The sequence below is a fragment of the Exilibacterium tricleocarpae genome, from assembly GCF_007004655.1.
GTDB classification, from domain to species: domain Bacteria; phylum Pseudomonadota; class Gammaproteobacteria; order Pseudomonadales; family Cellvibrionaceae; genus Exilibacterium; species Exilibacterium tricleocarpae.
The window spans coordinates 1-13364 of record NZ_ML660123.1; the positions used below are offsets into that span (position 1 = coordinate 1).

At 43.4% G+C, this 13364-nt stretch carries 18 protein-coding genes; 2 read left to right on the forward strand and 16 right to left on the reverse strand.

Annotation, left to right across the window (positions count from 1 at the left end; all coding sequences use genetic code 11):
* Nucleotides 1-401 precede the first annotated feature (401 nt).
* Both FKG94_RS27910 and FKG94_RS27915 read left to right on the forward strand, forming a co-directional pair.
* Nucleotides 402-827, forward strand: coding sequence for a hypothetical protein (locus FKG94_RS27910; protein ID WP_142930245.1), 426 nt, complete (start codon nucleotides 402-404; stop codon nucleotides 825-827).
* Entirely contained in the window at nucleotides 824-1021 is a 198-nt protein-coding gene (locus FKG94_RS27915) for a helix-turn-helix transcriptional regulator (RefSeq protein WP_142930246.1), read from the forward strand. Before FKG94_RS27910 ends, FKG94_RS27915 begins: the two co-directional genes overlap by 4 nt.
* 581 nt (nucleotides 1022-1602) lie before the next feature.
* On the opposite strand, the gene FKG94_RS27920 is transcribed toward FKG94_RS27915, so the two are convergent.
* The 16 genes from FKG94_RS27920 to FKG94_RS27990 form a co-directional block, all read right to left on the reverse strand.
* Nucleotides 1603-2034, reverse strand: a complete 432-nt coding sequence (locus FKG94_RS27920) for a hypothetical protein (protein ID WP_142930247.1) — start codon at nucleotides 2032-2034, stop codon at nucleotides 1603-1605.
* A gap of 400 nt (nucleotides 2035-2434) precedes the next feature.
* Nucleotides 2435-2839, reverse strand: a complete 405-nt coding sequence (locus FKG94_RS27925) for a hypothetical protein (protein WP_142930248.1) — start codon at nucleotides 2837-2839, stop codon at nucleotides 2435-2437.
* Between the two features lie 110 nt (nucleotides 2840-2949).
* Complete coding sequence (locus tag FKG94_RS27930; protein ID WP_142930249.1) at nucleotides 2950-3705, reverse strand: hypothetical protein; 756 nt, start codon at nucleotides 3703-3705, stop codon at nucleotides 2950-2952.
* Between the two features lie 477 nt (nucleotides 3706-4182).
* Nucleotides 4183-4908 carry a ubiquinone/menaquinone biosynthesis methyltransferase gene (locus FKG94_RS27935; protein ID WP_179957846.1) on the reverse strand — a complete coding sequence of 242 codons (726 nt, stop codon included), beginning with the start codon at nucleotides 4906-4908 and terminating at the stop codon, nucleotides 4183-4185.
* 667 nt (nucleotides 4909-5575) lie between these two features.
* Nucleotides 5576-6016: a hypothetical protein gene (locus tag FKG94_RS27940; protein ID WP_142930251.1), complete on the reverse strand. Its 441-nt coding sequence runs from the start codon at nucleotides 6014-6016 to the stop codon at nucleotides 5576-5578.
* Nucleotides 6017-6230: 214 nt separating this feature from the next.
* Complete coding sequence (locus FKG94_RS28870) at nucleotides 6231-6401, reverse strand: hypothetical protein (RefSeq protein ID WP_179957847.1); 171 nt, start codon at nucleotides 6399-6401, stop codon at nucleotides 6231-6233.
* 470 nt (nucleotides 6402-6871) lie between these two features.
* Nucleotides 6872-7258 carry a DUF7668 domain-containing protein gene (locus tag FKG94_RS27945; protein ID WP_142930252.1) on the reverse strand — a complete coding sequence of 129 codons (387 nt, stop codon included), beginning with the start codon at nucleotides 7256-7258 and terminating at the stop codon, nucleotides 6872-6874.
* Between the two features lie 182 nt (nucleotides 7259-7440).
* On the reverse strand, nucleotides 7441-8142 hold the full coding sequence (locus tag FKG94_RS27950) for an IS3 family transposase (RefSeq protein WP_342779127.1): 702 nt from the start codon (nucleotides 8140-8142) through the stop codon (nucleotides 7441-7443).
* A gap of 44 nt (nucleotides 8143-8186) precedes the next feature.
* Nucleotides 8187-8495, reverse strand: a complete 309-nt coding sequence (locus FKG94_RS27955) for a transposase (RefSeq protein ID WP_218943669.1) — start codon at nucleotides 8493-8495, stop codon at nucleotides 8187-8189.
* A gap of 146 nt (nucleotides 8496-8641) precedes the next feature.
* Entirely contained in the window at nucleotides 8642-8941 is a 300-nt protein-coding gene (locus tag FKG94_RS27960) for a hypothetical protein (protein ID WP_142930254.1), read from the reverse strand.
* A gap of 117 nt (nucleotides 8942-9058) precedes the next feature.
* Entirely contained in the window at nucleotides 9059-9502 is a 444-nt protein-coding gene (locus tag FKG94_RS27965; RefSeq protein WP_142930255.1) for a GNAT family N-acetyltransferase, read from the reverse strand.
* An 80-nt stretch (nucleotides 9503-9582) separates the two neighbouring features.
* The gene (locus tag FKG94_RS27970) at nucleotides 9583-9939 is read right to left on the reverse strand and encodes a DUF2750 domain-containing protein (protein ID WP_142930256.1); all 357 of its coding nucleotides are present in this window, start codon (nucleotides 9937-9939) and stop codon (nucleotides 9583-9585) included.
* Nucleotides 9940-10014: 75 nt separating this feature from the next.
* Nucleotides 10015-10716 (reverse strand): phytanoyl-CoA dioxygenase family protein, encoded by a 702-nt coding sequence (locus tag FKG94_RS27975; protein WP_246125462.1) that lies wholly within the window; start codon nucleotides 10714-10716, stop codon nucleotides 10015-10017.
* A 71-nt stretch (nucleotides 10717-10787) separates the two neighbouring features.
* Nucleotides 10788-11435 (reverse strand): class I SAM-dependent methyltransferase, encoded by a 648-nt coding sequence (locus tag FKG94_RS27980; protein WP_142930257.1) that lies wholly within the window; start codon nucleotides 11433-11435, stop codon nucleotides 10788-10790.
* A gap of 131 nt (nucleotides 11436-11566) precedes the next feature.
* Nucleotides 11567-12217 carry an SMI1/KNR4 family protein gene (locus FKG94_RS27985; RefSeq protein WP_142930258.1) on the reverse strand — a complete coding sequence of 217 codons (651 nt, stop codon included), beginning with the start codon at nucleotides 12215-12217 and terminating at the stop codon, nucleotides 11567-11569.
* A 138-nt stretch (nucleotides 12218-12355) separates the two neighbouring features.
* Nucleotides 12356-12778, reverse strand: coding sequence for a hypothetical protein (locus FKG94_RS27990; RefSeq protein ID WP_142930259.1), 423 nt, complete (start codon nucleotides 12776-12778; stop codon nucleotides 12356-12358).
* Nucleotides 12779-13364: the final 586 nt, after the last annotated feature.

Genomic DNA, 13364 nt, shown 5'->3' on the forward strand with positions numbered 1-13364 from the left:
CTCGGGCAGTTGACCCAAGATGAACACCTGGGTTAAAAATCCGGACGGGTGATGCGTTAGGACATTAGGTGTTCACGTTCGCCCGGAATAGGTGTTCATCTTCGCCGGAATACGCAATTTCATTTGGCGATACGGGGACGGTCTTCCTTTCTTCCTTGCCTATAGCTCAAATTCATGTCTTATCCTAAACCACTATATTCAGTTGCGCCGTGAGTAGAGGCCGACACAGAGGGTAGCGTTTTGACAATCCTTCTGGCTTACCCTGTTATGTGAACTCCTGAACACCTCGTTTCCGGTCACTGCCCAATATCTGAACAATATCGAACAATGTAAAACACACTTGACACATGTTATTCCGCTGTGTAAATTCAGCTTTACATTTGGACAAGGGAGGTTGACTCGTGAGAAATTCAAGTTCAAACCCAAGCGAGTACTCTGCTCGTGAAATAAAATCGTCGATAGGCGTAACGTATTGGTCATTGGCAATGGCGCTTGCAATCGTATTGGGCTGCGCCGCTGCCGTATTCATTCCGGTTCAAAAGCTGCTAGTCGGTATTCTTGCATTGTCTATCTATCTTGGAATTAGCTTTGGAGCGATTACAGCCCATATACGCTGGCTCAAAGCCTTAGATGAAATGCAGCGAAAAATCCAGTTAGAGTCCATGGCAATAACTTTAGGTGCGCTATGGATTGCGTTCGGAAGTCTATTGATACTAAATGCAGCGAAGATAATTTATATTGATCAATTAGTAGTAGCATTGTTAGCGGTACTTGCCGGCTTGGTGTGGAATCTAGGAATTTTAGTCGGCAAACTAAAGCTCCGATGAAAAACCGTCTAAAAGTACTGCGTGCCGAACGAGACTGGACCCAGGCCGACTTAGCTAGCCAACTGGAAGTTTCCCGACAAACAATCAACGCTATAGAGAAAGGTAAATTTGACCCCAGTTTACCTTTAGCTTTTAAGGCCGCCAAATTATTTGGTTTGTCCATAGAAGACATTTTTCAGTATGATGCAGAGTAGGGAATTCACATAACGCCGCGAGCATAGGCGAGCGCTTGCGCGAGTCCAGCTGCACAAAGTGCAGCGATTTTGACTTGCTTTGTTATAATTGTTCAAACTTAGCCTGCAACGACTTCAAGTCCTTTATCCCCAATACCGAGGGGATCGACCCTTGGTCCTCAAGCGGGACAAAAATCATCATAGACTTACCCTCCATGCACATTTCGTAAAGCATATTCATCGAACGCAAACGGAGGGCCTCGGGATTCCCCTTCTACCTGGCTGCGGCTTCAACTATTGATTGTGCAGCTTCATGAACAGACAATGGCAACACGTCAGCCTGCCAATCTTCAGACAGTGACTCGACGAAGCACAAAGAATCGCTTCAATCTGATACTTTTCTCTAGCGTCATGCTTATCGACTTGTATGATGCTGGAATAGAAGCCAAAACTTCCATCTTGCCTAAGAGTAGTCAGGAATCGTTTCAATTAACTCTCGAAAGCCATAACGCCTGTGTATGGAGCAGACTGGAGCAAAACGTAGAGCCGCCCCAACACGCGCCTTCTGCGTGCGGACATGAAACCATTGTTATGAGTTATTCTTACGATAGTGCATGAAACCATACGCATATAATAACCCAGCTAAAAACCAGATAAAGCCAGATAAAGCCAGAAATTAAACTAAAAGTGCTAACCATTTCCGGAAAAACAAGTGATAGAGGAATTGTACTTAAACCACGAAGAATACATAAAACTGCAATAGCGAGTAGTGCGAGATAGGTAAGTGGTATTTTTTTTATCGTGCCTGCACCCGATAAGGCAAAGAGACTGCATAAAATGAATAGACTAGAAACTATTAAGGTTGAAACAGGCGCAATCCACGTGCCTGATTTGGCTGATTCAATGAGTGCTGGTGGAGCCATTTGAGCTTCGAAACACTCAGGACCAAAGAATATACACGAGGCATGCGCAATAGCTGTAGCTAATGCTATCAAACCACCGAGAAGTAGCGAGATTTTTCCTCTATTGCTCATATCCGCCTTGACTCATAACGCCAAGCTAAGCCGAGCACGACTTTTGTGCGTCGGTTTGAGCTTTTTGTCATATGTTCAGCTGTTAGTTTTTCCATCGGTCTTACATAAATTCTCAATTAAATTTAGCGTCCATTGCATTTTAGATACATCAGACACCGGGCCGTCGAACATCCTAGGACTTTGGTGGTTCCAACTTCCATCCATGAACTTGTGTCAAATACGACTACCCAATTACCCTTAGTATATTCTACGGATGGACGCTTTACCTTCCAGCTATTATTTCCCAAAAACTCTTTGAATGACATATTTTATAAAGCTTTTCTTCAAGTACACCTAACGCTTTGCTTCAGAAGGTGGCGTAGGCCGTCTCAGCTACGAAGCAACGAACAACACCGCCTTGTTAAGCACTGCCTATTACCACAACTAAAGTAACTATGGCTAAACAGAAAAGCACATTTATCAATGCGTAAGAAATAGGCAGAAACGAACTCACCCTATAAGTATTGACTATTACTAGTGAATAGCCGTTTTCTTTTGCTACAGCTTCTAACGCTGAACATACCCTAGAAAGATTTAGGTAATGTCCTCTCAAAAAAATTGCCTGAACAATCGCGAAAGACCCAAAAGCAAAACTGGCGCTTAGTTTCGATATGAAAGCATTGTTTAAAATAAATGATTGCGCATGCTCAGCTGTAAGCAACCAGCCAATTATTAGAGTGAATGCAGCAATAGTCCGGAACTCCAATTCTGGAAATGCTTTGTACAGATCTCTTGCCTGGTTTTCCAATATTTCGAACTCTTTCATGCAGATTCCTAATTTTGCCTAACACTTACAGCAAGCGCGCCGATTTTTGGCGTCGCTTTTCCTGTATTTTTATGCACGCTTTTCATGAGATTAAACGACATCTCACCCCCTTAAAACGGGAAGGCTATCGCTCGACCAACTTCAGTGTTTGGTATAACACCGATACAGATAATTTGCGTAATTATGTAGATAGGAACACTCCACTTTAGTACTGGATGAACACTTCCAAAGATTATGCGATCTATGATCACTGGGGCCAGCAACAATGCGTATGTAGACAACAGAGTCACAGCCATGCCATCTACAGGCACTATTGGTAAAAATGCAACGCGAGTTACCGAAGCCGATATCATACTCAGAGAAGCCATGACCATAAAACGCTTATGAAAGTGGAGTTTCTTTCTGAATACGATACCTAATGTGTAAAAGGCAACGAAACTTAGCAGTGTGTGTAATATGGCCCACACAAAACTTGTCCGAGAAGCTAAATAACCAGCACTCCAGGTGCTATCGTAGCCTTTCATAACACCTAACAACATATCTATACCGCTAAATATGAGGGCGCCCACCAGGAGAAGGCTTATATACCCCAACTTTTTGTGCAAGGCGACATTTCTAGCGGAAGATAGATGAGATTGAACAGCAAACAGAATGTACCAACCTAAATACAATATTCCATGTGCTATGAATTGAGCCGAAACAAAGGTCGTCGAGCTGGAAATCTCGCCATAATGGGGGATCAACGTTACAAATATGAAGACAAGCAGTATAAGAGAGAATTTTCCATAGATAGACCGGGAAGAAAAACTTAAATCTAAGGCTGGCTGCCCTATTGTAATCGACGGCCTGGTATTATTTTGGTTCATTTCTATTATCCTTTGTATATCGTTATCCACCTAATGGTGAGTGGCAATAGATTTCGACACACAAAGCCGCCAACAGCGGCCGAGCGTAGCGAGGTCCAGCGCACGCAGTACGCGATGTTGCTTGGCATTGTTATCCTTTAGTCGTGGATACGCACCCAACCAAATCTCATCCGGTTTCCGGTACAACCTTCGGTATTAATTGTAACTTTCTTGTCTGCCGTATAGACGGCCAGTAACAACGAGAACTTTCTATTTATAATATCGTCAGTTGAAGCTACCATGAAAAACCGTACTCTTAAAGTCCGATATGAAAATTACGACTAAACTCTTACAGGTAAAAGCTGTTACTGCGTGCTACCACCAGTAGCGTTTGTGCTGATCAATGGTTGGTGGCTTGAAAAAATTGACTTCGATATTAGCAAAAGCCGTTAATGTGAGGTTAAAAGAGAATCTGCTGTCTCTAACAGTCTAGCCACCTTAAGCGCACTCGGGTTTCACCGCAATGTGAATTGCTACGATTCCCAATGACAGACGCTCGTATTTTACTTTTTCAAAGCCTATTGATTCAATTTCAGTTTTTAGATCTTCTGCACTAGGAAAATCTCTGACCCCGTGAAGCAAGTACTTATAGGCTGAAGAATCGCCGCCTGTCGCTACCCACCCGATAAAGGGCATGCAAAGAGCCATATAAAACAAGTATAAATTATGCAACCAGTTAAAGGGTATATTTGAAGCCTCTAAGGATACAAACCTACCACCCGGTTTAAGAACTCTAAACGCCTCCTGCATTGCTTTTTCTCTATCGCATATCTTCAAACCAAGTGAAATTGAGTAAACGTCTATGCTAGATGAATCTATTTCATTTATAGAGTGTGCATTGATTCTTTCAAATCGAATGTTTTCTCGGTAGTCATCTATTTTTCTCTCAGCAATTGAAAGCATTTTTCTGCAAATATCTGAAACTATAACTTTTTGATTTGACAATAGTTTTTTCTTTTGCAGTAGTTTTAATACAATATCTCCAGTTCCAGAAGCGACATCTAGCAAATTGTCCCAGGGTTCTTCCGAGACTAAGTCTGATACCCTGCGTTTCCAGATTCTGTGAATTCCCAGGCTAAACAAATCACAGAGTAAATCATATCTTGATGCGATTCTTTCGAATACATCGTCTCTGGTGTTTTCAAATTCAGCTGCGTTCTTCAATTTTTGGTGCCTAATGTCTGTCTAAGGGGAAGCCGAAGCGCATTGCAGGCTGTCCCGCGGCGGGCCGTAGGCCCGGAGTGAAAATGAGCAAGTTGTTATAGGGCCGGTTACTCACTGATTGGTTTACCGTTTTCCCGAAACTTGTTTACTTTGCCCCACCAATTTTTTGACTCTGGTAGTAAATAGGGCCCAATTGACGCGACATTGCTCTCACCTTGAAGCCCTTCAAGTAAACCAATTGTGGCAGCTTCTTTCACACAGGGGGGCTACCTCGGGGATGGATTGGTTCAGAGGAGACAACATCTTCTTCAGCACAGCGGCTTTGCGTTCAGCTGAATATCTGGGCATTGGGTTCTCCAACCCGCCCCCTGTCCATATTTTCATGGATTCAGCTGAGGCGACAGGTATCCTGACACAGGGAGCATAAACCACATAGATACACAAATTAAAACAGGTAAATACTCGCGAAACGAGAAATTGGATAAGCAATCGCCGCACCGATTACCAACCACTCGACCAGGTAAAGCGGGATTTCCACTTCTATGGCATATGCCGCCACTATCAATGGGTAGATGGTAAGAAATAAAAATACGCTTTTGCGGTTTCAATTATTGTTCTTTCATACGCATAACGCTTTAATCACATGCTCGTCGCGTGTATCGTCTTGTTAATGCCGGTCCTTAGACTGGTTAAGAATAAACTGAATATCATCTGCATAGCCAACATCCTTCCTTCTTAGGGGTTCATTGTCAAAGTCTGGTGTGAGAAGCTTTATATATTTACTACAGAAATCCATTTTCTTGCTACGGTATAAAAACAATATGTAACCGCTTCCTAATGTTATCTCTCCAGAATCGTCAAACGTTAATTCTATTACCCCATTTAACTTGCCTTTGAAGGCTCTTGCTATTTCAAACTTGAATTTAATATGTTGGTCATGAGTTTGGTTTTTAAGAAGTTCGCCACCTAGCACTTTACCTGCTACCACATCGGTTGCCAAATGCCAGTGCAAATCCACATCAAAGCTATTGCCAGACTCAGGACATTCCCAAGCTATAGTGGAATTCGAAAAAAATAAAATTATTGTCGTGAAAATTATACGTATCATAAGTGCCTTAGCGCCTGTAGCATGGACCAATTTGAAACGTAACGTGAAATTGCTCCATGTGGTTACATTTGTTATGAGTTGCCGCCAAAATCATCTGATTCCATTTCGTCTTGAACTCTTCCAGCCAATTTTTTATAGATCTTGACTTTCTATTTATTGATACAGCCGAGAATAAAGCAATCGCAGGAGTGATAAGGCAAAAACCTAAACCTGCCTACCATAGCCATGAAAGAATTGGTTTAAAACTGACAACAGCCCAAATAATCGAAAAGCCAATGACCCAACGAAAAAACCAAATTATTAAACGTTTTTTAGAAAAATGTCTATTAGACAACTCTACGTCATCCAACTTTTCTAAGTCAAACTCAATTTCTTCGCTTTTCACAATAATTTCTGGTTACTCACAACGCCGGTAGCAGGAGTAGCTATGGAGCCGCGAAGCGGCGGAACAGCTGCCCGCTGACTGCCCTGGTTACAGCTGCGACGTCTAGCTGTACGTAAAGACTGCGCTACCTGAGCGACAACGAACGGCCACAGCCGATTAAAACACTAGCAAGCATACCACACTTGCCGTTATGATTTTCTCCCTGAGTGGCACGCTCACTAAACCGGTCGGCGTTGACGATGCCACTTGTTTTAACGAAAGCACCGGAACGAAGCTGCTAAGGATGAAAACAGCTCCTACCTTGATACTGGACTGCCAAGCAGTGGCAATAACTTTCTATTTTTAAGGTTACTGATTAAACGCCTGGGCAGGCACCATAACGCTGAGAGCAGGGGAAGCTGGAACGCAGTGTAAGCTTTCCCGGTGCGGAGCCTTCTTGTCGTCACGATTTGTTAGGCACTTTTGTAGATTTAGGGTACATAAACCATGACAATATCAATGGTGTAGCCATTTTCACTTTCTGAAACCCGTGCGCGAAGTACCAAATCACTACGTCCCTCACCGGCAGTCCATAGATCGATAAGTACGTCCCAGTGATTGCCCATCCATATATACACTGAAGATTTCCACGTTTCTTTAGGTAGCGGAATTAATTCCTCCCCGTAATCTTCGATGTTCTCTTTAATATATTTGGCTGTTTCATTTGAGATGGAAGAAATACCTGTAATTTTATAGGAAAGAGAATAGTCTTTTTTCACGAAGGCATCTACAATACTGGAAAACACCGGACGCCATACAGTAGGAATTGGGCGCTCGTTTTCCTCATCCTTTTCGACAATAACTTCGATTTCAGCCATCGTAGCTTCTACTCACATTTCCGACTAACGCCAAGAGCAAGCGCGCGGTAAGGCGTCGCTTTGCCTTTTTAAGCGCTGAACTCTGAAACAGCACTCTAATTAATGCATCTTGCAACGACATTTGACCACCAGCCAGCTCTGCTGGCGATTGTGCCTTGTCTTGTTATAGCTTTTCATATGAATCAGCTATCTGTATCATACTGCTCCGCGTATATCAGTTCTACCTTCAAGCGGCTAAAAAACGATTCCATTGGTGCGTTATCCCAACAATTTCCTTTTCGGCTCATGCTCGGCCGGCCACCTTTTCTCTTTAGATAATCAATAGACTTCTGAGAGCGATACTGAACGCCTCTGTCGGAATGGATAGTTAGGCCTAGCTCTATGTCTCGGCGCTCGAACGCCATCGACAGCGCATCTGTCACGAGCTCTTCGGTCATTGATGAGTCGAGTGCCCACCCCACAATACTGCGTGAATAGAGATCCATCACTGTCGCTAAATGTAACCAGTGATCCTCAACCCAGATATAAGTAATATCCGTGGTCCATTTTTCATTTGGCTTATTCGCACCAAACTCTCGCCACAGTAAATTATCCGACACGTTGTGCATTGTGAGCGCACGACCACCGTAGCTGAATGCCTGGCCGTTACGGGCTTTTAACCCCTGCTTTTGTGGGATGTCGGCTACTGTATTGAGCGAACACGGTATACCCCGCACCGTTAGCTCCATTGCAATCCGGGGGGCGCCATAACGCGCTTTAAAGGTCGAGAATGTTTTCATCACTTGAGCCTCTATCTGCTCCCGCCAACACGCTCGTTGGCTCTTAGGCCGATCCAGCCACCGGTAGTACCCCGATCGCGACACGCTTAAGGTACGGCACATCATCGCGATCGAATACTGATCTTTCTGTTCTCGAGTTAATGCGTACTTTACTCTTGGTGGTTAGCAAAGCACGCAGCTGCCTTTCTTACGAATTCCAGCTCCTTCTCAAGAGCGGCTTTTTCACGTTTTAACTTGCGTATTTCTTCACTTTCTTTCTTGGAGTAATCCACACCATCCATTGTGTTGAACTGTTTGCCCGATAAGCAATTATACTGACATCGCCAATTGTAGATTTGCTGCGGACTCACTCCCAACTCCTTGGCAATAGATGCCGTGGTATTGCCTTCTTTCCCTGCTCGCTTAACGGCTTCGCGGCGAAATTCTTCTGTGTAGGCTTGTCTATTCTTACGTGCCATCTTGAGCACCTCTATATAGATAAGTCTAACTATACAGGGTGCCTACTTGTTTTGGGTAACACGGAAATATAACGATAAGCTTTGAGGCGGTGGAGCGATAGCATAGTCGTCCCAGCCGCGCTTTTTGCGATGACAACAGCGTCTTGTTAGGAATTTTGCATCAAAGTTTGGCCACATGCTACACATAGCGTGGCTTTAGGAGTGCGAAATAATTTGCCACAGCTTTTGCACTTTGGCCCATAGTCACTACGCCGCAAATAGAACATTACGTCGTAACCCATATTTTTGAACCCTGTTAGCTCTTCGAACTTTGCAACTGCTTCTGGACTGCAATTAGCCCTTGCGGTAGGTATATCACAGCCATGCTTTGCACGATAAGCCTTAATTTTTTCAATTGTATCGGAGAGAAACGGACTGAGTTGTTCCCACTCTTCTTCATTTAGCATGGGTAGCTCTTTATCTACCCTCCAGCAATATTCTACGTTCATGATTGGGATGCTTAGCGCCTGTAGCTGCGGTCAATTTGTAGCGTAGCGGGAAATTGATCCGCCAGCCGACACTTGTTAAGTTTTGACCATGAGAGCATTTTCATCGGTCGATTTATCCTTATCTTCTGTAAATCCCAGCTTTTCATATAAGGATACCGCCGCCTGATTAGTTCGATATACGTTCAAGGTAATCATATCCCCGCTTTCTTTAGCAATTGAGACCAGTGCATTGCATAGCTCAAATCCATATCCTTTCCCTCTACTGTCGGGGCTAGTGATAATTCTTGCAAGATGATTACTACCTTCAGTTTTTTTAATCACTTGACCAAATGCCATAATTTTTTCCTTTACCTTGTAAACGTAAGAGTTATCTGTCCGAAAGCTAATCTCTTCAATAAGAGCTTCTAGTCTAATTGGGTAACTGACAGATGGCCCACCCCAAAATCGACAGTCCTGCTTGGTCTCTATCCAAGACACCACTTCTTCTAAATTTTTCTCTGTTGCATGGTATATCTTCATAGAAATTTAACGCTTTAGTAATATGCAGAAAAAAGCGTAGCTTTTTGAAGTCATATTGACCCACTCGTTGGGAGCTGAACTCAAAAGAAAGCCTCCACTTGTCTGATAACAGTTTCCGCTGACATATCGAAGCCGGACATATTCTTACCACTAAGGTTTACACCAACCACTCTATCCTTATTCTTTAGTATTGGAACCAGAATTTCTTTAAAAGACTTCCAGGACATTTCCCTTGGTGAATACTCGGATAGTAATTCGGGGTTCAATTTTTTAAGCTTTAAGATCCGTGATTCAGATGACCAGAGAGGAAATGAGACTCGATCCCCACCAATATCGAATTCGAGGGAAGTTCCGTCAGAGTTTTCGGCAAACCATAAAGACTTATTTGAAGATACCTCTTCATAGAATTTGTTTGCCTGTGTTCCTGCGCTACTCATATAGGGACTCCTAACGCTTTGCGAAGGGGCGAAATGCGCAGCATTTTGTCCCGCTTGCGCAACTTGTTACATGCTTTATGCCCATGTGACATCACCAGGTAGTTTAAAACTGCTGTACTCAAGGTGCAAAACCCGGCGCTGAGATGGTCTTGATGCCTTACTAGATGAATGCAGTATATGCGGACGCATGACCAACGCAGACCTAGCCAAAGCTTCACAAACTACGGGCTTATGATTCTCTACATACGTTTGGATCGTCTCATGATCCAAGACTCCTAGTTGGTGGCTTTTTGGAAGCACCTTTAGGCAGCCGTTTTCTTTACTTGTACTATCGAGATGGATTCTAAACGTTACCATTTGATTGAGAACCTCCACTGGAGGTTGGACGTGATGAATTCCATCTTTAGTACTCCATGGTTCCCAATTTTCTTTTTCGAATTTTTCCGACACTGTTACTGTTCTGTCTTGGTGCCATGTTACAAACCAGTTATTCTCTTCTGTTTTGTTGAATAACATTGCTCGAACCAAACTAGCTGAATCGGGTAAGTAGCTTTTAGCTAAAACTTTTAGCTTCTCTGATTCCGCAAGCTTTCGTATAGAAGAAAATTTCTTCTCAGCATTGCGGATGCCGCCAGTCTTTGCTGGTGGCTCAATGGCTTCAATCTCGTCATATATGGATTTGAGCTGACCAGGAGACAACACTTCATCCACCATTTCATATCCATCTTCTAATTTTGGCATAGAGCTTGAACCTTGGTTGGCATGTAACGTCCGCATTTGCGGACTCCTCGTTATGTTGAGGTGTCCGTTCTAACGGGTGAAGTTCAGCATCCGCCCGCCTTTGCTTGTTATGTTTTGATTGACTTCTTTGCAACCACAAAATAGCTAGAAGCATCTTTATATATCTCTTCAGATTCAAGTGTTTGAAACCCACCAACCGCAAGTAAGCTTTCTACGTCGGAGCTAGTAATCCTTCTTATAGGAATTGGAATTAGACCAAGCTTACACAGCACGCTCACGAACTGGATTTGCAAGCTCACTAGAAATGACATCCTTTGACGCAAACAAGGTGTTACAGAGATAAATAGACCATTTGGCTTTAGTAATTCTTTAACTCTGAGTATTACATCCTGTGGATTAGGGACTGTATGCAACATATTAAATGCAAGAATGACATCAAATGTTTCATTTGAGTATTTACTATCAAATATATCACCTTGCTCAAAGCTTACGTTCTCGATGTTCGCTACCGCAGCTTTTTCCCTAGCTATCTCAATCATATTCGATGATATATCAATTGCTTGAACTTCTTTGACTAGGGCAGAAAACTGACAAGCTGCAGTTCCAGTACCACAGCCATAATCGAGAACCCTATCGCTATCGTTTAGAAATCTCTTAGTGTTTTCTCTGGATCTACTATGGATATACTCAAATCGCTCTTCGGTTTTGTCATAGTTCTTGGATGCCCCATCCCAAAACTCTTCAGATTTACTCATTTTCTATGCCTTAACCTGGGAGAAACATAACGCCGCGGTAAGCTGCGGCTATGTAGTTGATTGGTGTTGCGCTAGCGTAGCTAAAGCGCATAAGCCAAGCAACGGAATAGCCGTCAGGCTTGACCGCTTTGTTATATCTTGACCTTCAAGGCCTCTCTGAATTTCTTAGCATTCTCGCAATCGGGATTTATAAATGGAGCCCCCTTCTCAATAAACGGAAGCCATTGCCAATCTTCAGCTCCCACACAACCTAGGCGACTAGATGAGCAAACGAACTCTTTAAAGTCTTTTGCCAAAGGGACTCCATGGCCCTCACCATCATCATGGCTTAAGTAAACGACTTGCTCTTGACCTGGAATTGAGAGATCAATCGCTAAGTAGTCTCCATTTCCAACTTCATGGAAAGCGAGCTTGTGATGCCACACCAAATCGTATGGATCTTCTTTATTTGGAAAAACCTCATCTCGCCAGCCGTTTTTGTCCTCGTTGAATTGAGCAATCCAATCTAACGACCAATGCCTTTCCCCGCAGAATATTTGAGATAGCTCACCTTGAAACTCGAAGTCGTCTGGCATAAACCACCTGAACTCCACTTTCTTTGAGAAGCCAAGTAACACCTCCTTTAACTTCAAAGGAAGATCAAACCCTAGCTTTACTTCAAGTGTTTTAACTTCATCTTCGGTAGCAGGAACGTCATAGGACAGTACTTGAACCTCTCCTCCCATATTTCTTACAGCTTCTGCAAATATCTTCCAGTTTTCTATAACTTCGCTATATTCCATAATTCACCTGTGAGGCATAACGCCGCTATAAAGGGCCGGAGTTTTGTTGCTTGGTTTGTGCTAGCGTAGCGTTAAAGCACAAACCAAGCAACGAAACGGAGGTCCTAGCCAGTTTACTGGCGATCTTTGTTAGCCTTGTTAGGGTTTTTCTCCGTTTATGATACCCCTAAGCTGACTAATATATTCTGCTTCGTTGTATCTTGGTAATTCTCCCGAAGCATCGCACGAACCCACATAACCTGACTCGTTATCAGTGAATATCACGTATGCCCTGGCGGTTGTAAGCAGAATCCCGCAATCACTGCTACCAATACCTGTTTTTATTATTTCTGTTTCTTTTACTTTTCCCTTAAGAACCGTTTCGACTTTTATAACACCCTCAATATACGGCCACTCTTTATCAACTGCTGGGTCTAGGTCCACTAGTTTTGTTGAAATCAATACACCGACAAATATTACCTCAGAATCCCTTACATGTTGCTCCAGGGGAACATGGAGACACGAACAGGCAGAACTAACGCCAGGCAATAGTAGAAATAGGGAAATTAAATATTTATACATTTTTTTCTCATTGAACTCTAACGCTCAAAGCAGCGGCCGCAGTGTAGGCGCGAAGCGCCGGAACGGAGGTCCAGCCCCGCAGGGGCGATGCTGGCTTTACTTGTTAAGAGTTTCTTCGTATTCATGCGAATTCGCCACGCCCTTAGGTAAAATTACATATTGACCGGAAGTAAAACCAATTCTTATTGGTTGGCCTTTTGCTTCTGGATTCCAGCCATTTTTTTGATGCAAATTCTACTACTTCAGAGACTGTCTTGGGTCGTATTTCTACATCCCAGGGCAAAATATCTAGATGCAAAGCAGTGCCATTTATATTAGGTTTGTAAATTGCGGCATGCTCAGCGTATAGCGCATCTCCACGAATACACCATTCGTACTCTTGTTTTGCAACAACTATCTTCCGTTTCGGGGTATGTGTCATGCCCTACTCTTAACGCCTCAAACAGCGGGCGGCGAACCCGTCCGACTTCTAGGTAGGAGCCGCCCTTACGGGCGACGCCCCCTGCAGACCCGGACGTGAGCCTTCACTCATCCGGTTCCTCGGTGATTGGAGTATCGGCACAACTCCAATGTATGACCATGTACC